General features: G+C 71.4%; 28 protein-coding genes. 17 read left to right on the forward strand and 11 right to left on the reverse strand.

From position 1 onward, the window contains the following. Positions 1-161 precede the first annotated feature (161 nt). From ATC03_RS03920 to ATC03_RS03935, 4 genes are all read left to right on the forward strand, one after another. Positions 162-950: a CPBP family intramembrane glutamic endopeptidase gene (locus ATC03_RS03920; RefSeq protein ID WP_067873350.1), complete on the forward strand. Its 789-nt coding sequence runs from the start codon at positions 162-164 to the stop codon at positions 948-950. Positions 951-1,037: 87 nt separating this feature from the next. Next, entirely contained in the window at positions 1,038-1,544 is a 507-nt protein-coding gene (locus ATC03_RS03925) for a MarR family winged helix-turn-helix transcriptional regulator (protein WP_067873353.1), read from the forward strand. 71 nt (positions 1,545-1,615) lie between these two features. Further along, positions 1,616-2,095: a recombinase family protein gene (locus ATC03_RS03930; protein ID WP_067873356.1), complete on the forward strand. Its 480-nt coding sequence runs from the start codon at positions 1,616-1,618 to the stop codon at positions 2,093-2,095. Between the two features lie 223 nt (positions 2,096-2,318). Further along, positions 2,319-4,802 carry a M1 family aminopeptidase gene (locus tag ATC03_RS03935; RefSeq protein WP_067873359.1) on the forward strand — a complete coding sequence of 828 codons (2,484 nt, stop codon included), beginning with the start codon at positions 2,319-2,321 and terminating at the stop codon, positions 4,800-4,802. An 86-nt stretch (positions 4,803-4,888) separates the two neighbouring features. On the opposite strand, the gene ectB is transcribed toward ATC03_RS03935, so the two are convergent. The 3 genes from ectB to ATC03_RS03950 are packed head-to-tail and all read right to left on the reverse strand — an operon-like array spanning position 4,889 to position 7,974. Continuing rightward, positions 4,889-6,157 (reverse strand): diaminobutyrate--2-oxoglutarate transaminase, encoded by a 1,269-nt coding sequence (ectB, locus tag ATC03_RS03940; RefSeq protein ID WP_067873362.1) that lies wholly within the window; start codon positions 6,155-6,157, stop codon positions 4,889-4,891. 45 nt (positions 6,158-6,202) lie between these two features. Next, complete coding sequence (gene sufU / locus ATC03_RS03945; protein ID WP_067873365.1) at positions 6,203-6,673, reverse strand: Fe-S cluster assembly sulfur transfer protein SufU; 471 nt, start codon at positions 6,671-6,673, stop codon at positions 6,203-6,205. Further along, positions 6,670-7,974 carry an aminotransferase class V-fold PLP-dependent enzyme gene (locus ATC03_RS03950; RefSeq protein WP_067873368.1) on the reverse strand — a complete coding sequence of 435 codons (1,305 nt, stop codon included), beginning with the start codon at positions 7,972-7,974 and terminating at the stop codon, positions 6,670-6,672. Before ATC03_RS03950 ends, sufU begins: the two co-directional genes overlap by 4 nt. A gap of 169 nt (positions 7,975-8,143) precedes the next feature. Here ATC03_RS03950 and ATC03_RS03955 point away from each other — a divergent pair, with 169 nt between their 5' ends. After that, entirely contained in the window at positions 8,144-8,779 is a 636-nt protein-coding gene (locus tag ATC03_RS03955; protein ID WP_067881344.1) for a VOC family protein, read from the forward strand. A 53-nt stretch (positions 8,780-8,832) separates the two neighbouring features. Here ATC03_RS03955 and ATC03_RS03960 read toward each other — a convergent pair whose 3' ends face one another. Both ATC03_RS03960 and ATC03_RS03965 read right to left on the reverse strand, forming a co-directional pair. Then, positions 8,833-9,594 (reverse strand): SGNH/GDSL hydrolase family protein, encoded by a 762-nt coding sequence (locus ATC03_RS03960; protein ID WP_067873371.1) that lies wholly within the window; start codon positions 9,592-9,594, stop codon positions 8,833-8,835. An 89-nt stretch (positions 9,595-9,683) separates the two neighbouring features. Beyond that, a complete protein-coding gene (locus ATC03_RS03965) occupies positions 9,684-10,646 on the reverse strand; it encodes a prenyltransferase/squalene oxidase repeat-containing protein (RefSeq protein WP_067873376.1) in 963 nt (320 codons plus the stop codon). Positions 10,647-10,707: 61 nt separating this feature from the next. On the opposite strand from ATC03_RS03965, the gene ATC03_RS03970 reads away from it, so the two are divergent. After that, positions 10,708-11,262: a GNAT family N-acetyltransferase gene (locus ATC03_RS03970; protein ID WP_067881347.1), complete on the forward strand. Its 555-nt coding sequence runs from the start codon at positions 10,708-10,710 to the stop codon at positions 11,260-11,262. A 31-nt stretch (positions 11,263-11,293) separates the two neighbouring features. On the opposite strand, the gene ATC03_RS03975 is transcribed toward ATC03_RS03970, so the two are convergent. Genes ATC03_RS03975 through ATC03_RS03990 form a run of 4 tightly spaced genes read right to left on the reverse strand, consistent with a single transcriptional unit; the run spans position 11,294 to position 13,085 of the window. Then, on the reverse strand, positions 11,294-11,872 hold the full coding sequence (locus ATC03_RS03975; RefSeq protein ID WP_067873379.1) for a GNAT family N-acetyltransferase: 579 nt from the start codon (positions 11,870-11,872) through the stop codon (positions 11,294-11,296). A gap of 42 nt (positions 11,873-11,914) precedes the next feature. Continuing rightward, positions 11,915-12,328: a nitroreductase/quinone reductase family protein gene (locus ATC03_RS03980; RefSeq protein WP_067873382.1), complete on the reverse strand. Its 414-nt coding sequence runs from the start codon at positions 12,326-12,328 to the stop codon at positions 11,915-11,917. Between the two features lie 35 nt (positions 12,329-12,363). Beyond that, the gene (locus ATC03_RS03985) at positions 12,364-12,654 is read right to left on the reverse strand and encodes a DUF4287 domain-containing protein (RefSeq protein ID WP_067873385.1); all 291 of its coding nucleotides are present in this window, start codon (positions 12,652-12,654) and stop codon (positions 12,364-12,366) included. Continuing rightward, positions 12,651-13,085, reverse strand: coding sequence for a cupin domain-containing protein (locus ATC03_RS03990; RefSeq protein WP_084003273.1), 435 nt, complete (start codon positions 13,083-13,085; stop codon positions 12,651-12,653). Before ATC03_RS03990 ends, ATC03_RS03985 begins: the two co-directional genes overlap by 4 nt. A gap of 76 nt (positions 13,086-13,161) precedes the next feature. Here ATC03_RS03990 and ATC03_RS03995 point away from each other — a divergent pair, with 76 nt between their 5' ends. The 5 genes from ATC03_RS03995 (at position 13,162) to ATC03_RS04015 (ending at position 16,676) form a co-directional block, all read left to right on the forward strand. After that, the gene (locus ATC03_RS03995) at positions 13,162-14,154 is read left to right on the forward strand and encodes an ArsR/SmtB family transcription factor (protein WP_067873389.1); all 993 of its coding nucleotides are present in this window, start codon (positions 13,162-13,164) and stop codon (positions 14,152-14,154) included. A 167-nt stretch (positions 14,155-14,321) separates the two neighbouring features. Then, positions 14,322-14,759, forward strand: coding sequence for an ArsR/SmtB family transcription factor (locus ATC03_RS04000; RefSeq protein ID WP_067873394.1), 438 nt, complete (start codon positions 14,322-14,324; stop codon positions 14,757-14,759). Further along, the gene (locus tag ATC03_RS04005; protein ID WP_067873396.1) at positions 14,756-15,187 is read left to right on the forward strand and encodes an SRPBCC family protein; all 432 of its coding nucleotides are present in this window, start codon (positions 14,756-14,758) and stop codon (positions 15,185-15,187) included. Before ATC03_RS04000 ends, ATC03_RS04005 begins: the two co-directional genes overlap by 4 nt. Then, positions 15,187-15,978, forward strand: coding sequence for an SDR family NAD(P)-dependent oxidoreductase (locus ATC03_RS04010; RefSeq protein WP_067873399.1), 792 nt, complete (start codon positions 15,187-15,189; stop codon positions 15,976-15,978). Before ATC03_RS04005 ends, ATC03_RS04010 begins: the two co-directional genes overlap by 1 nt. A 101-nt stretch (positions 15,979-16,079) precedes the next feature. Next, on the forward strand, positions 16,080-16,676 hold the full coding sequence (locus ATC03_RS04015) for a GNAT family N-acetyltransferase (RefSeq protein ID WP_067881353.1): 597 nt from the start codon (positions 16,080-16,082) through the stop codon (positions 16,674-16,676). Between the two features lie 21 nt (positions 16,677-16,697). Here ATC03_RS04015 and ATC03_RS04020 read toward each other — a convergent pair whose 3' ends face one another. After that, positions 16,698-17,483, reverse strand: a complete 786-nt coding sequence (locus ATC03_RS04020) for a maleylpyruvate isomerase N-terminal domain-containing protein (RefSeq protein ID WP_067873402.1) — start codon at positions 17,481-17,483, stop codon at positions 16,698-16,700. Between the two features lie 56 nt (positions 17,484-17,539). On the opposite strand from ATC03_RS04020, the gene ATC03_RS04025 reads away from it, so the two are divergent. Together ATC03_RS04025 and ATC03_RS04030 are read left to right on the forward strand one after the other, a co-directional pair. Next, positions 17,540-18,661, forward strand: coding sequence for a DNA glycosylase AlkZ-like family protein (locus ATC03_RS04025; protein WP_067873405.1), 1,122 nt, complete (start codon positions 17,540-17,542; stop codon positions 18,659-18,661). Between the two features lie 136 nt (positions 18,662-18,797). Further along, positions 18,798-19,787 (forward strand): aldo/keto reductase, encoded by a 990-nt coding sequence (locus ATC03_RS04030; protein WP_067873408.1) that lies wholly within the window; start codon positions 18,798-18,800, stop codon positions 19,785-19,787. Positions 19,788-19,791: 4 nt separating this feature from the next. Here the strand turns inward: ATC03_RS04030 and ATC03_RS04035 are convergent, their stop codons facing one another. Further along, a complete protein-coding gene (locus ATC03_RS04035) occupies positions 19,792-20,583 on the reverse strand; it encodes a FadR/GntR family transcriptional regulator (RefSeq protein ID WP_067873411.1) in 792 nt (263 codons plus the stop codon). A gap of 65 nt (positions 20,584-20,648) precedes the next feature. On the opposite strand from ATC03_RS04035, the gene ATC03_RS04040 reads away from it, so the two are divergent. Genes ATC03_RS04040 through ATC03_RS04055 form a run of 4 tightly spaced genes read left to right on the forward strand, consistent with a single transcriptional unit; the run spans position 20,649 to position 23,470 of the window. Then, positions 20,649-21,530: an amidohydrolase family protein gene (locus tag ATC03_RS04040; RefSeq protein WP_067873414.1), complete on the forward strand. Its 882-nt coding sequence runs from the start codon at positions 20,649-20,651 to the stop codon at positions 21,528-21,530. Then, positions 21,523-22,386, forward strand: a complete 864-nt coding sequence (locus tag ATC03_RS04045; RefSeq protein WP_067873416.1) for a fumarylacetoacetate hydrolase family protein — start codon at positions 21,523-21,525, stop codon at positions 22,384-22,386. Before ATC03_RS04040 ends, ATC03_RS04045 begins: the two co-directional genes overlap by 8 nt. Beyond that, positions 22,383-23,150 (forward strand): SDR family NAD(P)-dependent oxidoreductase, encoded by a 768-nt coding sequence (locus ATC03_RS04050; protein ID WP_067873420.1) that lies wholly within the window; start codon positions 22,383-22,385, stop codon positions 23,148-23,150. Before ATC03_RS04045 ends, ATC03_RS04050 begins: the two co-directional genes overlap by 4 nt. Then, entirely contained in the window at positions 23,147-23,470 is a 324-nt protein-coding gene (locus ATC03_RS04055; protein WP_067873423.1) for an L-rhamnose mutarotase, read from the forward strand. The genes ATC03_RS04050 and ATC03_RS04055 overlap by 4 nt, the downstream gene beginning before the upstream one ends. Positions 23,471-23,513 lie beyond the last annotated feature (43 nt).

Below are 23,513 nucleotides of genomic sequence, written 5' to 3' on the forward strand. Positions count from 1 at the left end.
CTCCGGGCGCCCGCGCGCACCTGACGGCCGGGCGTCGCGCGCGCGAACATCGGGCACTCGTGGCGTGCGCCGGATCCCATGCGTGATCCGCGCTAGCTTCGAGGCATGCATCGCGCGCGCACCGATCACCGCTCCTCCGAAGGCCGGGTGACGAGTTGGGAGTGATCCTCGGACTCCTGCCCCTCGTGTTCTTCGTCGTCGCCGTCGTGCTGTTCCGGCGCAGACGTCAGCCCGTGCTGCGAAGCCTCGGGTTCTCGTTCGGCCGTTGGTCGGCGGTCGACGCGGCCGTCGGCCTTGCGATCCCGGCGATCGCGTTCACCGCGATCTTCCTGACCGAGCGCGCGCTGAACGCGATCCGGGTCGAGGCGGGCACGATCACCTGGGCGTCCTTCGTCACCGACGTGCTCGTGCAGCTGTTCTTCGCCGCCCTGCTCGAGGAGCTCATCTACCGGGTCGGCCTGCTCAGCGGCGTCGCGGCGAGTCTCGCGAGAGTGCCCTTCGGCCGATGGATCGCGGTGCTCGTCACCGGGGCGCTCTTCGGCATCGCCCATCTCGACAACGAGGGCGCGACGTGGGTCGCGGCGCTCGGCACCGGGCTCGGCGGCGTCATCTACGGCATCGCGTTCCTCGCGACCCGGAGCATCGTGCTCCCGCTGTTCCTGCATCTGTCGTGGAACATGTCCGAGGGCCTCTTCGGGTTCCCGATCAGCGGCCATCTCGTGCCGGGATTCGCGACCTCCGAGGGCGTCGGCCCGGTGTCGATCACGGGCGGGGAGTACGGGCCCGAGGCGGGGATCCCCGGTCTGATCGCCCGGTTCCTCGTGATCGCCCTCGTGCTCGTCTACGTGAAGCTGCGGTGGCCGCAGGGCAGCATCGCCCGGCTCGAGTTCGCCCCCGATCCCGCCCGCCGCTCCGACCGGACCGCGGTGTCGGCGGCCGACGCCGGGTGAGCGGCTTCGCGGCGGGTGGTTCCTTCGGTCGCTGATGGGAGAGCGGATGCCGCGGCATCCGCGCTCCCGTTCGCTACTGTCGAGAGCGTGAACCCCAAGCCGAGCGAGCGCGACGACGAGGTCGATCTGCTGATCGACGCGTGGTCGCGCCGCCTGCCCGACGCGGACCTCTCGCCGCTCGACGTCATGTCGCGGCTGCGCCGGGCGGCGAACCGGCTCTCGAAGCTGCGCGCGTCGGCGTTCAGCGACGCCGGCCTCGCCTCGTGGGAGTTCGACGTGCTCGCGGCCCTGCGCCGCCAGGACGAACCGCACGAGCTGAGTCCGGCGCACCTCATCGCCGCCACCATGATCGGCAGCGCCGCCATGACCAACCGGCTCGACAACCTCGCCGTGCGCGGGCTCGTCGAGCGACGCCCGAACCCTCGCGACGGGCGGAGCGTGCTCGTGCGGCTCACCGCCGAGGGGTCGACCAGGGTCGACGAGGCCATGCGCGGGCTCGTCGCGCGCGAAGCCGTCGAACTCGAGTCGCTCACGCGCGACGAGCAGGCCACCCTCTCGCGGCTGCTGCGCCGGCTCACCGACGATCCCGCCTGAACGAGGGCGGCTCGACTTCCCTCGGCGCGACGCGACCGGGAGAATGGACGCGACGCAGGAGGAACGTGCGAATGACTGACCAGACGGATGCCGCGACGAACGACGGTGCCGCGGGCGCGACCCGATCGGCGGTGCACACGCACGCGCACGAGGCCGAGGGGTGCCCCGAGTGCTTCATCGAGCTGCAGCCCGACGGCGAATGGTGGAGGGCGCGGCCCGAGGGATCGCGCCTCGTCGGCCTCGTCGTCTCGCGCCCCGACATGCCGTCGGTCACCGAGCAGCGCGACGACCTCGCCGCGTTCGGCGTCGCGATCTTCGACTTCCGCCATCCGGCGCCCGAGAGCGTCGAGAACTGGGAGCAGCGCCTCGAGCGCTTCTTCGGCACGCTGCGCGCGGGCGACGTGCTCGTCGTCTCCAACCAGCACGCCCTCGGACGCACGGCCGACGAAGAGGTGCGCACGATCGCGGCGCTCCGCCGTCGCGGCATCGTGGTCAAGGTGCTGAACCACGGTGCCCGGCACCTCGCCGACGCCGCTGCGGTCACGGAGTAGCCGAGCCGCCCGGGTCGTCGACCCCGGCGATCGGCTCCGTGATCGGACGTCTCGCCTGCCGCGACGCGCGCGGAAACAGTGCGTCGGTTCGGCGTATTTCCGCAGCATTCCACGCCGCTGAGCGGCATCCGCGCAACGTAACCGCTATCCGAGCGAAACACTCCGCCGATATGGTGAGCGCACGGATGGCCCGACGTGCGGCCTCTGCGACGAAGGAGAGCTGATGACGTTCCGACCCCTTCCCGACACCAGGCCGAGGCGACTCGTCGCGCTCGCCCTGCCCGGCCTGCTCGCGGCGGCCCTGCTGACGACGGCGCCGGCCATGGCCGCCGCCGCAGACGAGCCGATCGACGGTGCGCGCACCTCGGGCGATCCGATGTTCCCGAACGTCGGCAACGGCGGCTACGACGCGCTCGACTACGACGTTGCGATCGCGTGGACGCCGAACGCCACGCAGTCGGGATCGACGATCGCCGGCACCATCCTGGCGACCAGCACCATGACGGCGACCGCGCCGCAGCCGCTGAAGAGCTTCTCGCTCGACTTCGAAGGGCTCGAGGTCGACTCGGTGACCGTCGACGGTGCTCCGGCCGCGTGGGTGCGCGAGGTGGACCCGGGTGCGATCAAGTACAAGCTGGTCGTCACTCCGACGACCCCGGTCAGCGGCGAGTTCTCGGTCGCCGTGACGTACCACGGCGCACCCAGCTCGCACACCGATCTCGACGGCTCGTCCGAGGGGTGGAACCGCACCTCCGACGGGGCGACGCTGCTCGGCCAGCCGATCGGCATGATGACGGGCTACCCGCACAACAACACGCCCGCCGACAAGGCGACGTACACGTTCACCCTCGACATCCCGACGACGCTGAACAACGTCGCCGGCACCGCGCCCGGTACGGCCGCGGCCGTGGCCAACGGCGAGCTCCGGTCGAAGACCGCATCCTCCGACGGCACGCGCACCACGTGGGTGTGGGACCAGACGAAGCCGATGGCTTCGGAGCTGGCCGTGATCTCGATCGGCCGGTACGACGTGATCGAGTCGCAGGTGCAACTCACCGACGGCAGCACGATTCCGTCGTGGTCGTTCATGGACTCCACGCTGTCGGCGGCGAACAAGAACACCATCCGCACGCGCGAGGCGCAGCTGGGCACGATCATCCGCAACCTCGAGACGCTCTACGGGCCCTACCCGGGCAAGAGCACCGGCGTGATCGTCGACACCGTGCCGAGCGGCATCAACTACGCGCTCGAGACGCAGGACCGCTCGTTCTTCCCCTCAGCGGGATCGGTCGGCGGCAACACGCTCATCCACGAGCTCGTGCACCAGTGGTATGGCGACAACGTGTCGCCCGTGACCTGGACCGACATCTGGATCGGTGAGGGCATGGCGACCTGGGGACCCACGTTCTACAACACGACCGAGGGTTTCGGCACCGGCGCGACCCCCAGCGAACTCACCTACTTCAACTCCTGGAACACCACGGCCCCGACGAGCTCCAACTGGTCGACCGCGCCGGGCACGCAGACGGATTCCGCCAACCTCTACGGCTACCAGACCTACACGCGCGGCGCACAGTTCTGGGCGGCGCTGCGGGTGGCGATCGGCGACGACGCGTTCTTCGCCCTGATCGAGCAGTGGCAGACGCGCTACGCAGGGCAGAGCCGCACGGGTGCCGACCTGAAGGCGCTCGCCGAGGAACTCTCGGGCCGCGACCTCACCGCGTTCTACACCGACTGGATCCTCGAGGCGGGCAAGCCGGCCTGGCCCGAGAAGCTCACGGTCTCGCTGGCCGGTGCCCCAGCGACGGGCACCGTCCGTGCCGGTGACGTGGTGACGTACACGCTGACCGCGACGAACACCGGTCGGGTGCCGCTCGCGACCTCGGTCGTGACGGTCGACCTCGCCGGCGTGCTCGGACAGGCGTCGATCGACATGAGCTCGTTGCCGGCCGGTGTCACGATCGACGGCTCGACGCTCACCTGGGCGGTGCCGGCGACGGCGGTCGGCGCACCGGCGGCGACCGTCTCGTTCGGCGCGACCATCTCCGCTGCTGCTGCGGGCGGCCCGCTGACGGCGACGGCGAAGGTCGCGACCCTCGGCGGCACGTGCGTGGACTGCGCTGCGACGCTGACGGTCGCCCGCGACGCCCAACGGCCGACCGCGACCCTCGTCACCCCGACGACCGCGGGCCCGTTCTCGGCGCTCGCGGTGCGGGTCGACGCGACCGACAACGCCGGTCTGCAGCGCATCGTCGCCAACGTCTACCAGGGGACGACCCTCGTGAAGAGCACCCAGACGGCGGTCGCGGGCGGGGCGAAGAGCGGCACGCACACGGCAACGGTGAAGCTGCCCGACGGCAGCTACACCGTGAAGTACAACTCGCAGGACCTCGCCGGCAACATCTCGACCACGTCGACGTTCGCGTTCACGATCGACGCGACGAAGCCGACGGTCACCGTGAAGGACGGTTCATCGTTCACGGTGACGACGGGCGGAACCTACGACCTCGTGAGCTACAAGCTGTTCGACGCGGGCAAGATCGATCGCGTCGTGGTGAACGGCGTGGTCAAGGACCTCTCCGACAATCAGTGGTCCGACGTGAACTTCCTGAAGCCGGGCGTCTTCGGCGCCGTCAAGGGTGAGAACACGATGCTGGTCTACGACGTCGCCGGCAATGCGCAGACGGTGGTGTTCACGCTGAACTAGCGCGGGCGCGACCGACCCGTGCATGCAGTGAGGCCCCTCCGACTGGAGGGGCCTCACTGGGCTCGCGCGTCTCGGTCGTGCGGCGACTACTCCGCCAGCGCCACCGCGAGGCTCTCGCGCACGATGGCGAGGCCCTTCAGGAGCTCGTCGTCGCTGATCGTCAGCGCGGGCAGGAACTTCAGCACCTCGTCATGGGCGCCCGAGGTCTCGATCACGAGGCCGCGCGTGAAGGCCTGCTTCGAGATGCGGCCAGCGAGGCCGCGGTCGGCGTCGCACGCGAGGCCGTACATGAGTCCGCGGCCGCGAACGACGAACCCGAGTTCGGGGTTCGCCGCGGCGATCTGCTCGAGCTCGGCGCGCAGCAGCGCCGACCTGGCGGCGACGCCGTCGACGAGCGCGGTGTCCGCCCAGTAGTTCTCGAGGGCGGCGCGCGCCGAGACGAACGCGAGGTTGTTGCCGCGGAACGTTCCGGTGTGGGCGCCGGGCTTCCACACGTCGACCTCGGGGCGCAGGAGCACCAGCGACATGGGCAGGCCGGAGCCCGAGATCGACTTGGAGACGGTCACGAGGTCGGGGACGATGCCCGACTCCTCGAACGCGAAGAACGCGCCTGTGCGACCGACGCCGGCCTGGATCTCGTCGAGGATCAGCAGGATGCCGCGCTCGGCCGTGATCGCGCGCAGACGCCGCAGCCACGCGGCGCTCGCCACGTTGATGCCGCCTTCGCCCTGCACGGCCTCGACGATGACCGCGGCGGGCAGGTCGACGCCCGAACCCGGGTCGTCGAGCATCTTCTCGAGCAGGTCGAGCGTGTCGACGTCCGCCCCGAGGTAGCCGTCGTAGGGCAGGCGCGTGATGTTGTCGAGCGTGATGCCGGCGGCACCGCGGTAGTGGCTGTTGCCGGTCGCGGCGAGAGCGCCGATGCTCAGGCCGTGGAACGCGTTCGTGAACGCCACGACGTTGGTGCGACCGGTGGCCTGGCGGGCGACCTTCAGCGCCGCCTCGACGGCGTTCGCGCCGGTCGGCCCGGTGAACTGCAGCTTGTGGTCGAGCCCTCGCGGTTCGAGCACGAGGCGCTCGAACGCCTCGATGAACGCCTTCTTGGCCGAGGTCGCCATGTCGAGGCCGTGGATGATGCCGTCGCGCTCGAGGTACTCGACCAGGGCTCGCGTGAAGAGGGGGTTGTTGTGCCCGTAGTTGAGCACGCCGGCGCCGGCGAAGAAGTCGAGGTACTCGCGGCCGTCTTCGCCGACCAGCGTCGAACCGACCGCACGGTCGAACACGACGGGGAAGGCGCGCACGTACCCGCGCACCTCGGACTCGCGGCGGTTGAAGACTTCGAGTTCGTCGCTCATGGCAGGGGGAACCTCTTTCTGTTCGGCGTCGGCGGTGCTAGAAGCCTAGGCCTCTTGGCTGGGCGTCGAGGCCGACGCCGTGGCCTCCAGGAGGCAGGCCTCGAGCGCGACCCACGAGAGCATCGCGCACTTGACGCGCATGACGTACTTCGAGACGCCGTGGAAGGCGATCGCGTCGCCGAGCAGGTCCTCATCGGGTTCGCCGGCGCCCTGGGAGCGCAGCATCGCGCGAAACCCGTCGATGAGCTCGCGCACGTGCTCGGTGTCGGAGCCGACCACGAGCTCGGTGAGGGCCGATGCCGACGCCATCGAGATGCTGCATCCGTCGCCCTCCCACCCGAGCGCCTCGACCGTCGAGCCGGAATCGTCGAGGCGGATGCCGAGCGTGATCTCGTCGCCGCACGTCGGGTTCAGCTCGTGGTGCGACGCGTGCGGAGCATCGAGGGCGCCGTCGCCGACGCGGCGCTTCGAGTGGTCGAGGATCAGCTCCTGGTAGAGGCCCGAGAGGTCGCTCATGCGGTGGCTCCGGTCACGCCGAAGAACGGACGCACCTCGGCGAGGGCCGCCGTGAACCGGCGCACCTCGTCGGGGGTCGTGTAGATGTAGGCGCTGGCTCGGGTCGTGGCGCGAAGCCCGAGTCGGCGGTGCAGCGGCTGCGCGCAGTGGTGCCCCACGCGCACGGCGATGCCCTGCGAGTCGAGGAACTGTCCGACGTCGTGCGCGTGCACGCCCGGCACGTCGACGCTCGCGAGCGCGCCGCGCTCGACGCCCGCCCCGCTGCCGACCAGGCGGATGCCGGGAATGTGCGACACCTCGTCGACGAGCAGCTCGGCGAGCTCGACCTCGTGCTCGTGCACGCGCCGCATGTCGAGCCGGTCGAGGTAGCGCACGGCCTCGGCGAGGGCGACGGCCTGCGACACGGGCTGCGTGCCCGCCTCGAAGCGCTGCGGCGACGGCAGGAACTGCGCCGACTCCATGGTCACGGTCGTGATGGTCGATCCGCCCGTGCGGGCCGGCGGCAGTGCGTCCAGCAGGCGCTCGCGGCCGTAGAGGACGCCGATGCCGTTCGGGCCGAGCATCTTGTGCGCCGAGAACGCGGCGAAGTCCACGCCGAGCTCGGCGAAGTTCGTCGGGCGGTGCGGCACCGACTGGCAGGCATCGAGCAGCACGAGCGCCCCGTGGCGGTGCGCGAGCTCGACCACGTCGGTCACCGGCGCGATGTGGCCGGTCACGTTCGAGACGTGCGCGAAGGCCACGAGCTTCGTCTTGGGCCCGATGACGGATGCCGCGTCGTCGACGGTCCACGTGCCGTCGTCGTTCACCGGGATCCACCGCAGTGTCGCCCCCGTCTTCGCGGCGAGCCGCTGCCACGGGATGAGGTCGGCGTGGTGCTCGGCCTCGGTCACGACGATCTCGTCGCCCGCGGTGAGCCGGAACACGTCGGCTTCGGGGCCGCCGAGGCCGGCCGCGGCATCCGCCATTCCGAGCGCGACGATGTTGATCGCGTCGGTCGCGTTCTCGGCCCAGACGATCTCGCGCTCGCCCGCGCCGACGAAGCGCGCCACGGTGGCCCTGGCCTCTTCGAAGGCCGTCGTCGACGTGCCAACGAGCGTCGAGGCGCCGCGGTGCACGGCCGCGTTGGCGTGCTCGAGGAAGGCGCGTTCGGCGTCGAGCACGGCGATCGGCCGCTGGGCGGTCGCGCCGGAGTCGAGGTACGCGAGGGGGAAGCCGTTGAGCTCCTGCGCGAGGTACGGGAAGTCGGCCCGGATGCTCGCGAGGTCGAGCGGCCCGGACGTCGTCGGGGGAGTGAAGGTCACGTGGGTTCTCCTGCGCCCGGTCGAGCGCGACGGTTCGCGCGCGACGGCACCCCTCCAGTCTGACGCACTTCCGCTGGGAGGCGGCCGCCGCGGGCCAGATGGCCGGGCCGCGGCATCCGGTCAGGAATCGAGAAGCGGCGTGCACCGGTCGGTTCGTAGCGTGAACACCATGAACAGCATCGATCACATCATCATCGAGGCGACCGACGTCACGGCCGCCGAAGCCTTCTACGACACCGCCTTCGGGCTCGGCGAGCGGGTTCGTGTTCGCCGATCGGATGCCGCGACCAGCGGGTTCCGCGGGTTCACGCTCTCGCTCGTCGTCTCCCAACCGGCGAACGTCTCAGCCCTCTTCAACGCCGCGCTCGCCGCGGGCGCGACCGCGATCAAGCCCGTGGCGAAGTCGATGTGGGGCGTCGGCGGAACCCTTCGGGCACCCGACGGCACCATCTGGAAGATCGCCACCACGGCGAAGAAGGACACCGTACCGGCCTCACGCGACGTCGACGCGATCGTGCTGCTGCTCGGCTCGGGCGACGTGAAGGTGAGCAAGCGGTACTACGTCGGGCAGGGCCTCGTCGTCGGCAAGAGCTTCGGCGCGTACGCGGAGTTCACGATGGACGACAGCCCGATCCGCCTCGGCCTCTACGCACGCAAGGCGCTCGCGAAGGACGCCGGCGTGCCCCTCGAGGGCACCGGCTCGCACCGCATCGTCATCGCCGCGGGCGCATCCGCCGCGACCGACCCCGACGGGTTCGCCTGGGAGCCGGCCGCGGTGGCCGCGCCTCTCTCGCGGGCCGAGTAGACGCCCCGGCGCAGTATCGAGACCAGCCGCGGCACTGGTCTCGATGCGCTGCGCTACTCGACCGGCGGCGGCGCCGCCACTGCCGCCGCCGCTGCGTCGAGTGCCGCCACCCGCGCTTCGACGGCCGGTCGGAACACGTCGGCCCAGATGCGGTAGCCGCGGTCGTTCGGGTGGAACAGGTCGCCCGCGAACTGCGTCGAGACACCCCACATGCCCTGCCGGTTCGTGCGGGCGAAGAGGGGCACGACCGTCAGCCCGCGTTCGGCGGCGGCCGCGCGCAGCAGCCGGTTGGCCGTGCGCACCCGCCCCTGAGCCGGCGGGAAGTAGAAGCTGGGCAGGTCGGCGACGATCGCGTGGTCGGGCAGCGCCGCGAACAGCTCCCGGATCTCGTGATCGAACCGGGTCGGGTCGAAGTCCGCGATGTCGTTCGCGCCGATGCAGACCGTCAGCACGTCAGGCGAGAGCCGGGAGAGCACCGGGAGTTCGTCGTCGAGCGCGATGCGGAGCGTCGCACCCGAGATGCCGAGGTTCACGGTCCTGATGGGGCGAGTGGATGCCGTGGCCAGCGCCCGCGCGACGAACCCGACGTAGCTGTGACCCGGCCGGCTCGCGCCGATGCCCTGCGCGGCCGAGTCGCCGATCGCGACGTAGAGCAGCTCGCCGGACCCCGCGCGCTGCGCACGCCAGTACGCGGAGTTGACGGGGATCGACTCCGCCAGCGCCGTGCGCCAATAGTGCTGGCGGCGCGCGAGCCAGCGCCACCACAGCGCGATGCCGGCGGTGGCGAGGGCGAGGAGCACGCCGGTCGTGAGCATCCCGCAGCGGCGTCGCCCGCGGGTCGAGGAACGCCGGTCTCGAGACGCAGCGTTCGTCGACCGGCCGGACTCGGGTGCGCGGCGCCGCACTACTCGCCGCGCGGGCCCGACGGGCGGGCCCAGTCGAGCACGCGCATCGCCCGCAGCGTGTTCCACGGGCTGGGCTCGCCCGCCTCGGCGTCGACCGCGAAGAACACGGCGCCGTTCCACGGGTCGCCGGCAGCCCACCGGCCGTCGGCGCCCCGATGCTCGAGCAGCAGGTCGACGGCGGGGCCGAGCCGAGGGTCGGGCGGCGTGCCGTCGGCGAGACCAGCAGCCCTGAAGTGGTCGAGCGAGCGGAGCACGTCGTACACCCAGTACGGAGGGAAGATGAAGTTCTCGTACCGCTCGCGCACGATGCCGCCGGTCGACTTGCGCCGGTACAGGTTGCGTTCGAGCAGGTACTCCTCGCCGCGGAGCCGGGCCTCGACCACCGCGACGTCCGTCGGCTCGCCGACGGCCACCTGATAGGCGAGCAGCCCCTCGAGCACGCAGAGCGTCGAGTCGAACGACGAGCGGCTCGACTCCTCGGGCGGTTCGCAGTTCCAGCCGCCGTCGTCGAGCTGCCCGTCGAGCAGGAGCTCGATCATGCGGTCGGCGCCGTCGCCGAGCACCCCGAAGTACGCGGATGCCGCGAGCACGCCGCCGTTGACGCACGCCTCGACCTCGCCGTCGAAGAACGCCGGCGCCTCGGGCGCGAAGTCGTCGAACCGCACGCCGTCACGAACCCGTCGGATCGCGGTGCGCGCGGCCGGGGCATCCGGATCGAGGCCCATGCGACGCAGGGACTGCAGGGTCCACATGACGCTGCGACGGTCGCCGTTCTGTCCGTAGGCCTCGCCGCCCCAGTAGCCGTCTTCGGTCTGCAGGTCGAGCAGTCGGGCCCCGTCGCCCTCGGTCGCGACGCGTGCGCGCTCGGTCGCGACGACCTCGTCGGCCTCACCCGTCAGGTCGCGCATGACCTGCCAGCGCACGGAGGGGTCGGACTCGAGCAGCCAGTCGGTGACATCCATGGATCAATGCTGGCGCGACCCTCCGACGTTGCCAAGGGGTTGCGACGGCAGACTGGTGCGCATGCTCGCTTCGCTCGACCTGCCCATCACCCTCGACTCGCGTCTCGGACCCGTCGTGCTGCGGCGCGCCGGCCTCGCCGACCTGGATGCGCTCATGGCCCTGCTCTCGGACGACCCGATCAGCGCGTCGCGCGGCGACGTGGCGTCGGTCGACGACGAGCCCGCGTACCGGGCGGCGCTCGCGGAGATCGTCGGCGACCCGGGCAACGACCTGCTCGTGGTGGTCGACGGCGACGGCGACGGAGACGGCGACGGCCGGCTCGTCGCCACGATGCAGCTGACCCGCATCCCGGGCATGGCGAGGCGCGGCAGCACCCGACTGCTCGTCGAGGCCGTGCGGGTGCGCAGCGACCTGCGCTCGGCCGGCATCGGGGGAGCGATGATGCGCTGGGTGACGGATGTCGCGGCGCCGACGCTCGGCTCGACCCTCGTGCAGCTGACCTCCGACGCCGCGCGCGTCGACGCGCATCGCTTCTACGAACGTCTCGGATTCGCCGGGTCGCACATCGGATTCAAGTACCGGGTTCCGTCGTCCGGAGGCGACGGACGCGGGTGACCGCTCGCCTCGACTGACGCGTCGCGTCGCGTCAGCCCTTCGACAGGTCGAGTCGCATGAGCACGCGCGGAAACCCGTTGAGCACCGACTCGGTGTCTGCGGCCTTGCGGAACCCCGCCTTCTGGAACAGCGTGCGCGTGCCGACGTAGGCCATCGTCAGGTCGACCTTCTCGCCCTGGTTGTCGACCGGGTAGCCCTCGATCGCGGGTGCTCCGCGCTCGCGCGCGAACTGCACGGCACCCGCGAGCAGCTCATGCGAGATGCCCTCGCCGCGATGGCCGGGGCGCACGCGGATGCACCACACCGACCAGACGTCGAGGTCGTCGACGTGCGGAATCTTGCGGTTGCGGGCGAAGCTCGTGTCGGCGCGCGGGTGCACGGCCGCCCACCCGACGACCTCGTCGCCGTCGTAGGCGAGCACTCCGGGCGGCGGGTCTTCGGCGCAGAGCTCGCGGACGCGCTCGCCCCTGGCCGGCCCCGTGAGCGCGAGGTTCTCCTTCGAGCCGATGCGGTAGCTCAGGCAGAAGCACACGTTCGCGTCGGGACGCTTCGGCCCGACCATCGTCGCGACGTCGTCGAACACGGTTGCCGGTCGAACCTCGATCCCCATGGGCCCAAGATGCCACCGGCCTCCGACATCCGGAATCGTTCGTCAACCGGCGATCGAAGGCCGGCGCTCCAGGCGCACGACCGGGATGGTGCGGTCCACGCCGGCCTGGTGGTCGGCGAAGAAGGGTGCGAGCTGGAGGATCGAGTTCCAGGCGGACTCGCGCTCGGAGTCGCGCAGCTCGACGGCCACCGCGTCGTACTCGTCGCCGTGCACCTCGACGTGCACCGCTGGGTCCTCGACGAGATTGAGGTACCACTGCGGATGCTCCGGCGCGGCGTTCGCCGAGGCCACGACGTGATCGGCATCGGGCAGCGCGAGTCGCATCACGGGCGTGGTACGACGCTCGCCCGTGCTGCGGCCGGTCGTGGTGAGCAGCAGCAGGCGTTCGCGGTGCATGCCGGGCGGGGTCTCGCCGGCACGGAAGGCCGCCATGACGTCGTCGTCGATCTCGGTCATGCGTCCATGATGCTCCTCGGCCGGCTGAGGACGCTCTACGGGTTCGGGTTCGTCGCGGCGCCGTCGAGCCAGAGCATGTTGCTCGGGTCGCTGTGCGCCGTGCCCGTGCCGACGTGCTTGTCGCTGATCTGCGGGCCCTTCGTGATGACGTGCACGAGCGCCATGGCGTGCCCCTGCCCGAGGCCGTAGTCGGCCTTCAACCAGGCCACGATCGGGGTCGACTTCGTGGTCTCGTCGAACCCCTGCTCGTGGGCGAGTTCGATGAACTGCCGCGGCGTGATGCCGGTCTTGGCCTCGATGTTGTCGAGGTAGGCCTGGAAGGTCATGCGTCGGTCCTCTCGGCGGATTCGGTGGGTGCGGGCTCGTCGGCCCACGTCTGGATGATGACGGCCGAGGCGTGGATGCACAAGACCTTGAGTCGGTCGGCGCCCGTGTTGACGAACTGGTGCCACACGCCCGTCGGCACGGTCGCGGTGTCGCCCGCGGTCGCGGTCAGCTGCCGGTCGCCGATCGTGAGCGTCGCCTCGCCCTCGAGCACGACCCAGGTCTCGGGGTACGGATGCCAGTGCAGGCCGGTGCCCTGACCCGGCTCGTTGTCGACGAAGAAGTACGAGACCGCGGCGCCGTGCTCGATGCCGACGAAGCGGCGCGTGCGGCCGGTGCCGATTCCGAGCTCCGCGGCGTGCACGATGGTGGGCGCGCCTGCCTGCTCGGTCGGCGCGAGAACGATCTCGGCCGGTGCGGATGACGTGATCATGTGGTGCCTCGATTCTGCGTTGTGGGGTGTGCATCAAGGCTCCGCCCGCGGCATCCGTCGGCGTTAGAGTTTCGATGTGGATCGAAACCTCGTGGAGTTCCGCCTCGCGCCGGGCGACATCTCGGCCATCAGGTTCGGCGTCTCGCCGGGGCACGAGCTGTGCAACGCGATCCGCGTGATGCAGCGCCCCGACGACCACCCGCTGCAGTGGGGCTGGCTGCGCAGCGTGAGGTCGCGGATGCCGCGGGAGCCCTTCGACCTGCTGCGCACCGTGATCGGGGCCGAGGGGTACTTCCCCGACTTCTTCACCACCACCCCGTCGTGGGACATGCAGCCCGACGACGAGTTCGCGCGCCTGCGCGAGGTGCCGCCCGAACTCATGCGCGTCGACCTGGCGAAGATGATCGTGCGATCGACCGGCGAGCGGCAGCGGGCGATCCGGCACATGCACGACGACCCCCTGCGGGCTCGGGCGATGCTCGCCGACGCGTTCGAGGCGATGTGGCACGCGGTGCTCGCGCCGTTCTGGCCGCAGCTCGAGCGGATCCTTCGCGCCGACATCGCCGTGCGCTCGCGTCGCATCGCCACCGACGGGCTCGGCGGCATGGTCGGAGCGCTGCACCGCAGCGTCGAGTGGAGCGACGACGCCGTGCGGGTCGAGTTGCGCATGCACCGCGAGGTGCTCGACTGCCGGGGGAGCGGGCTCGTGCTCGTGCCGACGGTGATGAACTGGACCCACGGATGCTCGGTGCTCAGCGAGCCTCCGGCCCAGCCGACACTCTTCTACCCGGCGCAGGGCGTGACCGAGACCTGGGCGCGCGATCCGGGCTCGGCCGCCGAGGCGCTCGGCGCGTTGCTCGGACCCGCACGCGCCGGGATCCTGCTCGCGGCGCACGCCGAGCGCACGACCTCGCAGGTCGCCGCCGACGCCGGGCTCGCGATCTCGACCGCGTCGCACCACCTCGCGGTGCTGCGCGAGACGGGACTCGTGGCGAGCCGGCGAGCGGGCGCGCGCGTGCTGCACCTGCGCACGCCGCTCGGCGAGGCCGTGGTCGGGGCGACCCTGTAGGCCGGCGGGCCGGGCGCCGACTCGAGCGCGGCCCGAGCGCGTGCGGAACTCAGGAGATCTGTGCGACACGCCGCGCCTCAGGCCGGTCCGTGCGGCGCGTCGCACGTCGCGTCCTGAGTTGCGCGCGGGGATTGACGCCACGAAGGGCTGAGCGTATATTCACCCGCATGGGTGAATATCAACTCGATGTCGTGCTCAGCGCAGTGGCGGACCCCACCAGGCGCGCCATCCTCGACCGCCTGCTCGACGGCGATGCGAGGGTGACGGACCTCGCACGCGAGTTCCCGATCTCGCTGAACTCGACGAGCAAGCACATCAAGGTGCTCGAACGCGCCGAGCTCGTGCGGCGGGAGGTGCGCGGGCGCGAGCACGTGCTCTCGCTGCACGCCGAGTCGCTCGGACGCGCCGTCGCCTGGATGGACCGGTACCGAGCGTTCTGGGACGACCGACTCGCCGCCCTCGAGGCCTTCGTGCTGGCGGACGCGGTCATACCCGAGCTACCCGAGCTACCCGAGCTACCCGAGCACCCTGATGGCCGGCACGATGCCGCGGTCGGCGACGCTCCCGACGACGACGAGCCCGCCGACGGCGGTGGTTCGCGATGACCGCAGTCTTGACCGTGCGTCGGCGGATCGCGGCATCCGCAGATCGTCTCTTCGACGCCTGGCTCGACCCGCGGGCGCTCGCCGTGTGGATGCGTCGCGACGGGAGCGCGGAGTCGGCGGCGACCGTCGACCCGCGCGTCGGCGGCGCGTTCACCATCACGATGAACGATCCGCAGGGCGCGTTCGTGCACGGTGGCACCTACACCGTGATCGACCGGCCGCACCGGCTCGAGTTCACCTGGCGATCGGATGCCACGCACCAGACGGACTCGGTCGTGCGCGTGAGCTTCGAACCCGACGGCGACGCGACCGTCGTCGAGGTGCGGCACGAGCGGCTGCCCGATGCGCTCGCCGTGGAGCTGCACACCGGGGGCTGGACCGAGATCCTGTCCGGGTTCGCCCGGCGCTACGACGAGGAGGCGGCGTGATGCTGCTCGACAGGAAGGTCGCCGTGATCCATGGCGGCGGGGGATCGATCGGCTCGGCGACCGCGCGGGTGTTCGCCCGCGAGGGCGCGCGCCTGCACCTCGCCGGGCGCAGCCTGCCACGGCTCGAGGCCGCGGCATCCGCGCTCCGCGAGTTCGGCGGCAGCGTCGAGATCGCGGTCGTCGACGCGATGGACCAGGCCGAGGTCGACGCCCACGTCGACGCCGTGGCCGAGCGCGAGGGTCGCCTCGACATCGCGCTCAACGCGGTCGGCTTCGATCACGTGCAGGGGCTCGCGATCGCCGACACGTCGCTCGAGGCGTACCTGCACCCCGTCACCGGCTACCTGCAGACGAACTTCGTGACCGCGAAGGCCGCGTCGCGCGTCATGATCGCGCAGGGCAGCGGCGTGATCCTCACGATCTCGACGCCCGGCGCGCGGCTCGCGGGCACGGGGCTCATCGGCAACGCCGCCCAGAGCGCCGGGCTCGAGGGGTTCTCGCGCGCGCTCGCCGGCGAGCTCGGCCCGGCCGGCGTGCGTGTCGTGTGCGTGCGGCCGCACGCGCTCCGCGACGCATCCGAGTCGTACACGCTCGGCATGTTCGGGCGCATCGCGGATGCCGGTGGCACGAGCCTCGACGACTGGTGGAACGGCCTCGCCGCGACCACCCTGCTCGGCCGCCTGCCCCAACTCGACGAGGTCGCCGAGTACCTCGCATTCGCGGCATCCGATCGTGCGGCGTCGATGACGGGCGTGATCTCGAACCTGACCGCGGGGGCGCTCGTCGACTGACGGATGCCGCGGCGGTACGCACGCCAGGGCCTTGTCAGTGTCGGCGGGTGTCGGCAGACTGTCAGCACCGAGGCGAGGGGGCTGCCGTGGCCGATGACCGCATGCCGACGAGTGCGACATCGCACGTCATCAAGCCGCTCACGCCCGAGACCTTTCCCGCATGGCTGGCGCTCGCGCAGAAGCACAACGGGGTCTGGGGCGGGTGCTACTGCTCGTACTTCCACGACGACACCGAGCAGACCGCCAAAGACGACGTCGACCGGCCCACGTTCAAGCAGCGGCTGGTGGAGGAGGGCGTCGCGCACGCAGCACTCGTCTTCGACGGCGACGACGCGATCGCGTGGTGCGAGTACGGCAGCCCGGTCGAACTGCCGAACATCTACCACCGCAAGCAGTACGACGCCGGCGAGACCAAGCCCGCACCGTGGCGCATCACCTGCTTCTTCGTCGACCGCGACCACCGACGGTCGGGCGTGGCGCGAGAGGCGCTCGACGGTGCACTCGAACTCATCGCGCACGCGGGCGGGGGCGAGGTGGTCTCGTTCCCCAATGAGCTCGTGCCGGGCAAGAAGACCTCGTCGTCATTCCTCCACAACGGCACGCGGGCCATGTTCGAGAAGGCCGGGTTCACGTTCGAGCGTCACATCGGCAAGAGCAAGACCGTCATGCGCAAGACGGTGCCCCCGGTCGGAGGCTGACGCCGCACTGGCGCGGGCCGATCAGTCGGAGGGGTCCCAGGCCGCGAGCTGATCGAAGACCCGACGGTCGCCCGTGTACTCCAGCGCCTCCAACGGTCTGCGGTCGTAGAAGAACAGCACCAGGTCGCTGGCCGTGCCCCTGGCGGAGGCGTCGACCGTGGCGGCGTCCTCGCCGGCAGCGGGCGTGAAGCGGGTCACCTGGGCGCCGGCGTCCGACAGTCGGAGGCGCCACGATCGGCCCTCGGTGGCGTGGTACTCGACGACGGCGGGCTCGTGGGGCCAGGCGACCGTCGTCGCGCAGAGCGTGAACTGGCAGTCGTCGAACCCGTCGAGGGCGATCTCCTCGGGGATGGGCTGCGGGGCCCCATCGGCGAGCTGGATGTCGGAGGCGTGCACCGCGATCTCGTGGAGCTGGCGCCTGGCCCATTCCCCCGAGGTCTGCGGCGACGGCGAGTCCGCCCACCAGGTCCAGCAGACGCGATCCGGGCCGGCCTCGCGCAGCACGGTCATCAGGTGCTCGACGGATTCGTCCCACCAGGCCAGGAGCGCCTCGCGCTCCCGAGGCGCTCTTGCGCCGCCGCGCCAGACGGACTCCTCGGGCGCGGCTTCCGCCGGACCCGCGGCGACGACGGCGGCCGTCTTGCGGCGCCCCATGCCCACATGCTCGACGTGATCGAACAACGTCCGCTCGGGATGGGTCGGCATCCGAACCTCGAGGCTCGGCGCCGCGGCGACGGCCGCGCGGAAGGCGGCCGACCGGTCGTCGATGAGTCGAAGCTGGTCGGGGAACGAGAGGCTCTCGTGCATCCTGCCGTTCTAGCACGGCGCTCGAACGGCCGCACGGGCGGGTCTAGCATGCCGTCATGGGTGCGGCGATCGGATGGCACGAGGTGCTCGCGTGGCGCATGCGGCGCCAGTTCCTGACGGGCGAGGGCGCATCCTCCGTCGAGGAGGTCGTGCGCCGGCTGGTCGCGGTGCCGTCGTGGTCGGGAGATGCCGAGCTCGCGATCGGGGTGCGGATGAGGCATCCGCATCCCGGATCGGTGGCGGCGGCGTTCGCGCAGGGCCGGGTCGTCAAGACGTTCGCGTTCCGCGGCTCGATGAACTACCTCGCACCCGAAGACGCTGGAGTCTCCCTCGCGCTCCGCGCGGCCGGGCGGCAGTGGGAACTGAAGAGCTGGCGCGAGTACTACCGCCTCGAACCCGCCGACTGGCCTCCGCTCCGCGCCGCGGTTCGCGATGCCCTGTCGGCCGGCCCCCTGAGCCAGCACGAACTGGCCGCGGTGATCGTGCGCGATGCCCGCTTCTCGCACCTCGGCGCGGCCTTCACCGACACGTCGTGCACGTTCCTCAAGCCGTTCGCGTGGCAGGGCGACCTCAGTCTCGGCGTCCCGCGCGACGGCGCGCTGATGCTGCAGTCGCCGACCGTCGCCGCCGGCTGGTCGGGCGTCGTCGAGCTCGAGGAGGCCGGTCCCGAGGCCGTGCGCGCGTACCTCTCCGCCTACGGGCCCGCGTCCGCCGACCACCTGCAGTACTGGCTCGGCGAAGGCCTCAGTGCCGGCCGCAAGCGCATCGCGGGCTGGATCGCACGCCTGCGAGGGGCCGAGATCGTGACCGTCGACGTCGAGGGCGACGAGCTGCTCTGCCTCGCCGATCAGGTCGACGCGCTCGCGACGAAGCCGGGGTCGGGGTCGGGACCGGCGCCGGCGGCAGGCGCCGTACGCCTGCTGCCCGGACTCGATCCGTGGATCCTCGGCGCGGGCACGGCCGACGAACACATCGTCCCGCCCGGCCGTCGCGGGGAGTTCAGCCGCGGTGCGAATCCGGTGCTGATCGACGGTCGGGTCGCCGGCACCTGGAGGATCGCCGCGGACCGGCTCGCGGTGTCCCCCTTCAGCGGAGCGCGCCCGCCAGCGGCCGTCGAGACCGAATGCGGAAGGCTCTCCGAAGCGCTCGGTCGCGAGATCCGGTTCGACGGCGCCTGACGGCAAGCCCGCGACGTGCCTCGGCGAATTGAGGAGACCAATCACCACGAATGGTTCCGATTATTCCAGAGGAATGGCATGTAGCCACGGAATCATCTAACCTTTAGGCATCCGCTCTCACGCCTGGAGGACCTCGATGTCGAGTCGCCCACTGCCACGTCGCACCCTGCGATCCGGTCTGTCGATCACCGAACTCGGCTTCGGCGCCGCGCAGCTCGGCAACCTCGCCCGGGCGACGACCGACGACGAGGCCGCGGCGGCCGTGGCCACGGCGTTCGACCGCGGCATCCGCTACTTCGACACTGCCCCGCACTACGGGCTCGGGCTCTCCGAGCGTCGACTCGGCGCCGCACTCTCGACCCGCCCGCGCGACGAGTACGTGCTCTCGACGAAGGTCGGCCGGCTGCTCGTGCCGAACGAGCGGTACGACGGCGTCGCGCTCGACGACCAGGGCTTCGACGTGCCCGCGACCTCGATCCGGCGGTTCGACCTCAGCCGCGACGGCATCCGACGCTCGATCGACGAGAGCCTCGAGCGCCTCGGGGTCGACCGCATCGACATCGCCTACCTGCACGACCCCGACGCGCACGGGCCGGAGGCCCACGCCGAGGCGATCCCGGCGCTCATCGAACTCCGCGACGAGGGCGTCGTCTCGGCGGTCGGCACGGGCATGAACCAGTCCGCGATGCCGACCGAGTTCGTGCTGCGCCACGACATCGACGTCGTCATGCTCGCCGGGCGCTACACGCTGCTCGAGCAGGGTGCGCTCGACGACCTGCTGCCGGCCGCCGCCGAGCGAGGCGTCGGCATCGTCGCCGCGGGCGTCTACAACTCGGGTCTCCTCTCGCGGCCGCGGCCCCCGGCCGACGCCCGCTACGACTACACGCAGGCCCCCACCGAGGTCATCGCCCGCGCGAACGCGATCGCCGAGGTCTGCGAGGAGTTCGGCGCGACCCTGCCCGAGGCCGCGCTCGCGTTCGCGCTGCGGCATCCGGCCGTCGTCTCGGTGGTCGTCGGCATGCGCACCGCCGAGCAGGTCGACCAGACGCTCGAACGCGTCGAGGCGACCGTACCCGACGAGCTCTGGTCGGCACTCGTCGAACGCGGGCTGCTCCGCGATGCCTGAACGATCAGTCGAACGTCGGGGCGACGGATGCCGCGGCATCCGCTTCGTCGTCGGCGCCGTCGAGGTGCCCCGCCGTGACCTCGGTCGCGGTGAACTCCTCGACGCCGAGCACGTGCACCTGCATGCGGATTCGCGCGCGGTCGGGATCGTGCGCGGCGAGCGCCGCGAGGATCGCCCGGTGCTCCTGCTGGGTCGACTGCACGGCGCCCTGCTGGTGGATCGCGCGCCAGAGCCTCGCGCGGGCCGTGCGGCTCACGAGCGCATCGATGATGGCGGCGAACGCCGGGTTCCCGCTCGCGTTGGCGATGAGGCGGTGGAACGCCGTGTCCACGTCGATCGTGGCCTCGAGGTCGATGTCATCCCCCTCGAGCAGCGCCTCGCCACGATCGAGGATCCGAGCCGCCTCGGCGAGGTCCTCGTCGCCGATGCGCAGCGCGGCGTGCGCGGCGGCCTCCGGCTCGAGCACACGGCGGACGCCGAGCAGGTGGACGCTGTTCTCGGGACTCTGCAGTTCGGCGAGCATGCCGAGCGGCTCGAACAGCCTGCCGGGCTCGAGCGAGGTCACGTACGTGCCGTCGCCCTGCCGGGTCTCGAGGATGCCCAGGATCACGAGCGCGCGAACGCCCTCGCGCAGCGGACCGCGGGAGACTCCGAGGCGCGCCCCGAGCTCGCGCTCCACCGGCAGCCGCGATCCGGCGACGAGCTCGCCGCTCGTGATCATCTGACGGATGCCGTCGATGACGACCTGTGCGCGGGAACGGCCGGCGCTGGAATCCTGAGTGCTCTCGGTCGTCATGCGCACAGCCTAGGCGAGGCGCCGCTTCCATTCCGCCGATTCATCAGATCTTTGGAGAAGGCCGCATGACCGACATCATCGACGCCCACCAGCACGTGTGGGATCTCGAACGGGCCGTGTACGCCTGGCTCACGCCCGAGGCGGGCGTGCTGCATCGCACGATCGAGCTCGACGAGGTGCTGCCGGAGTTCGCCGTCGCGGGCGTCACGGGCACGGTGCTCGTACAGTCGGCCGACAACGACGACGACACCGACCACATGTTCGAGGTCGCCGCCCGCGAGCCGCTCGTGCAGGGCATCGTCGGGTACGTGCCGCTGCACGAGCCCGCGCGTGCCGCCGAGCGTCTCGCCGACCTGCAGCGACGACCGCGCTTCTGCGGCGTGCGCAACCTCATCCACGACCGCCCTGACGCGCACTGGCTCCGGCGACCCGACGTCGACGAGAGCCTCGGCCTGCTCGCTGCGGCCGGCGTGCCGTTCGACGTCGTCGGCGTGCTGCCAGAGCACCTCGAGGCCGTGCTGGCGATCTCGGAGCGGCATCCGGAACTCGACCTCGTGATCGACCACCTGAACAAGCCGCCGATCGGCGCGGCCGCGACCGCGACCGACGCGTGGCAGACGTGGGCGTCGCTCCTGGCCCGCGTCGCCGAGAACCCGCGCGTGCGCGGCAAGGTCTCGGGGCTCTACGCCTCGACCGGTGACCCCGCCTCGTGGACCGTCGACACGATCCGTCCAGTGTTCGACCACGCCCTCGACGTCTTCGGGCCCGACCGCCTCATGTACGGCGGCGACTGGCCCGTCTCGCTCATCGCGGGCGGCTACACGCGGGTCTGGCAGGGCATCTCCGAGCTCGTCGCCGACCTGACCGAGACCGAACGCACCGACATCCTCGCGGGAACCGCCCGCAGGTTCTACTCCCTTCCCCACCTGGAGGTCCTCGATGACTGACCGTTTCACCCTCGCCCGCCTCGGAGACGAGGGCCGTGAGGTTCCCGTCGTGCGCGTCGGCGAGCGCACGCTCGACGCCCGCCCGCTCACGGCCGACTTCGACGGCGCGTTCTTCGCCGCCGACGGCGTGGCCCGCATCGAGGCAGCCCTGGGCGAACTGCCCGAGCTCGACGCCGCCGAGGTCGCGGGCCTGCGCGTCGGCGCGCCCGTCGCCCGCCCCGGCAAGGTCGTCTGCATCGGCCTGAACTACCGCGACCACGCCGAGGAGACGGGCGCCGCGCTGCCCGCCGAGCCGGTCGTCTTCATGAAGGACCCGTCGACCGTCGTCGGCCCGTTCGACGACGTGCTCATTCCGCGCACCTCGACGAAGACCGACTGGGAGGTCGAGCTCGGCGTCGTGATCGGCACCACGGCCCGCTACCTTGCATCGCCCGACGAGGCCCTCGCCCACGTGGCCGGCTATGCGGTCTCGCACGACGTGTCGGAGCGCGAGTTCCAGCTCGAGCGCGGCGGCCAGTGGGACAAGGGCAAGAGCTGCGAGACGTTCAACCCGCTCGGGCCCGTGCTCGTTCCCGCCGCCGACGTGGCCGACCCGCAGGCACTCGGCCTGCGCCTCTGGGTCAACGGCACGCCGCGCCAGCACGGCAGCACCGCGAACATGCTCTTCTCGGTCGCACACGTGATCTGGTACCTCAGCCAGTTCATGGTGCTGCGCCCCGGCGACCTCATCAACACGGGCACCCCGGCGGGCGTCGCGCTCGGCATCGAGGGCAATCCGTACCTGCGGGCCGGCGACACGGTCGACCTCGAGATCGACGGCCTCGGCCGCGCGAGCCAGAAGCTGGTGCAGGCATGAGCGCGGGCGAGTTCGACGGGCTCGTCGCGATCGTCACCGGCGGGGCGTCCGGTATCGGCCTCGCGACCGCCCAGACGCTGAGTGCGCGCGGCGCGACCGTCGCCGTGCTCGACCGGGCCCTCGACGGCCTGCCCGACGACCTCGTCGGGTTCACGGCGGATGTCACCGATCGCCCCTCCATCGACGCGGCCGTCGCCCAGGTCGCCGAGCGGCTCGGCGGCATCGACATCGTCGTGAACAACGCCGGCATCAGCGCCGTCGGCACGGTCGCCGAGAACGACGACGCCGAATGGGCCCGCGTGCTCGACGTCAACGTGGTCGGCATGGCGAGGGTGACCGCCGCTGCGCTGCCGTGGCTGCGACGCTCGGCCGCGGCATCCGTCGTCAACGTCAGCTCGATCGCCGCTCTCAACGGCCTGCCCCAGCGCGCGCTGTATTCGGCTTCGAAGGGCGCGGTGCTCGCGCTCACCTACGCGATGGCCACCGACCACGTGGCCGAGGGCATCCGCGTGAACTGCGTCTGCCCCGGCACGGTGCACACCCCCTTCGTCGACCGGATGCTGCAGGGCTTCGCCGATCCCGTGGCCGAGCGCGCCGCGCTCGACGCCCGCCAGGCCACGGGCCGCATGGTCGACCCCGTCGAGGTCGCCGCGGCGATCGCCTACCTCGCGAGCCCGCTCTCGGTCTCGACCACCGGCACCGCGCTCGACGTCGACGGCGGCGTCTCGCACCTGCGGCCGCGCCCCGCCGGGCGTCGCACGTGAGACGCCTCGCCTCGGTCATCGGCCTGCCCGCCGAGCACCGCGAGGAGTACGAGCGCCTGCACGCCGAGGTCTGGCCCGCGGTGCTCGCCAGACTGACGGCGAGCAACATCCGCAACTACTCCATCTACCGGCACGGCGAGGTGCTCTTCGCCTACATGGAGTACGTGGGCGACGACCTCGAGGCCGACCTGGCCGCGATCGCCGCTGACCCCGAGACGCAGCGGTGGTGGTCGGTGTGCGAGCCGCTGCAACGGCCGTTCGCCGAGCGGGCCGAGGGCGAGTGGTGGATGGAACTGCCCGAGATCTTCCACCTCGACTGAGCGGATGCCTCGGGGCGCAACCCGGGTCGCGGCCGGCATCCGG

This window comes from Agromyces aureus, assembly GCF_001660485.1.
Classification (GTDB): domain Bacteria; phylum Actinomycetota; class Actinomycetes; order Actinomycetales; family Microbacteriaceae; genus Agromyces; species Agromyces aureus.

Coding starts and splice junctions, on each gene's coding strand:
- ATC03_RS03930 (WP_067873356.1), top strand. CDS start 1,616: ATGACTGACCAGACGGATGCCGCGACGAACGACGGTGCCGCGGGCGCG.
- ATC03_RS03935 (WP_067873359.1), top strand. CDS start 2,319: ATGACGTTCCGACCCCTTCCCGACACCAGGCCGAGGCGACTCGTCGCG.
- ectB (WP_067873362.1), bottom strand. CDS start 6,157: ATGAGCGACGAACTCGAAGTCTTCAACCGCCGCGAGTCCGAGGTGCGC.
- sufU (WP_067873365.1), bottom strand. CDS start 6,673: ATGAGCGACCTCTCGGGCCTCTACCAGGAGCTGATCCTCGACCACTCG.
- ATC03_RS03955 (WP_067881344.1), top strand. CDS start 8,144: ATGAACAGCATCGATCACATCATCATCGAGGCGACCGACGTCACGGCC.
- ATC03_RS03960 (WP_067873371.1), bottom strand. CDS start 9,594: ATGCTCACGACCGGCGTGCTCCTCGCCCTCGCCACCGCCGGCATCGCG.
- ATC03_RS03965 (WP_067873376.1), bottom strand. CDS start 10,646: ATGGATGTCACCGACTGGCTGCTCGAGTCCGACCCCTCCGTGCGCTGG.
- ATC03_RS03970 (WP_067881347.1), top strand. CDS start 10,708: ATGCTCGCTTCGCTCGACCTGCCCATCACCCTCGACTCGCGTCTCGGA.
- ATC03_RS03975 (WP_067873379.1), bottom strand. CDS start 11,872: ATGGGGATCGAGGTTCGACCGGCAACCGTGTTCGACGACGTCGCGACG.
- ATC03_RS03980 (WP_067873382.1), bottom strand. CDS start 12,328: ATGACCGAGATCGACGACGACGTCATGGCGGCCTTCCGTGCCGGCGAG.
- ATC03_RS03985 (WP_067873385.1), bottom strand. CDS start 12,654: ATGACCTTCCAGGCCTACCTCGACAACATCGAGGCCAAGACCGGCATC.
- ATC03_RS03990 (WP_084003273.1), bottom strand. CDS start 13,085: ATGATCACGTCATCCGCACCGGCCGAGATCGTTCTCGCGCCGACCGAG.
- ATC03_RS04000 (WP_067873394.1), top strand. CDS start 14,322: ATGGGTGAATATCAACTCGATGTCGTGCTCAGCGCAGTGGCGGACCCC.
- ATC03_RS04005 (WP_067873396.1), top strand. CDS start 14,756: ATGACCGCAGTCTTGACCGTGCGTCGGCGGATCGCGGCATCCGCAGAT.
- ATC03_RS04010 (WP_067873399.1), top strand. CDS start 15,187: ATGCTGCTCGACAGGAAGGTCGCCGTGATCCATGGCGGCGGGGGATCG.
- ATC03_RS04015 (WP_067881353.1), top strand. CDS start 16,080: ATGCCGACGAGTGCGACATCGCACGTCATCAAGCCGCTCACGCCCGAG.
- ATC03_RS04020 (WP_067873402.1), bottom strand. CDS start 17,483: ATGCACGAGAGCCTCTCGTTCCCCGACCAGCTTCGACTCATCGACGAC.
- ATC03_RS04025 (WP_067873405.1), top strand. CDS start 17,540: ATGGGTGCGGCGATCGGATGGCACGAGGTGCTCGCGTGGCGCATGCGG.
- ATC03_RS04030 (WP_067873408.1), top strand. CDS start 18,798: ATGTCGAGTCGCCCACTGCCACGTCGCACCCTGCGATCCGGTCTGTCG.
- ATC03_RS04035 (WP_067873411.1), bottom strand. CDS start 20,583: ATGACGACCGAGAGCACTCAGGATTCCAGCGCCGGCCGTTCCCGCGCA.
- ATC03_RS04040 (WP_067873414.1), top strand. CDS start 20,649: ATGACCGACATCATCGACGCCCACCAGCACGTGTGGGATCTCGAACGG.
- ATC03_RS04045 (WP_067873416.1), top strand. CDS start 21,523: ATGACTGACCGTTTCACCCTCGCCCGCCTCGGAGACGAGGGCCGTGAG.
- ATC03_RS04050 (WP_067873420.1), top strand. CDS start 22,383: ATGAGCGCGGGCGAGTTCGACGGGCTCGTCGCGATCGTCACCGGCGGG.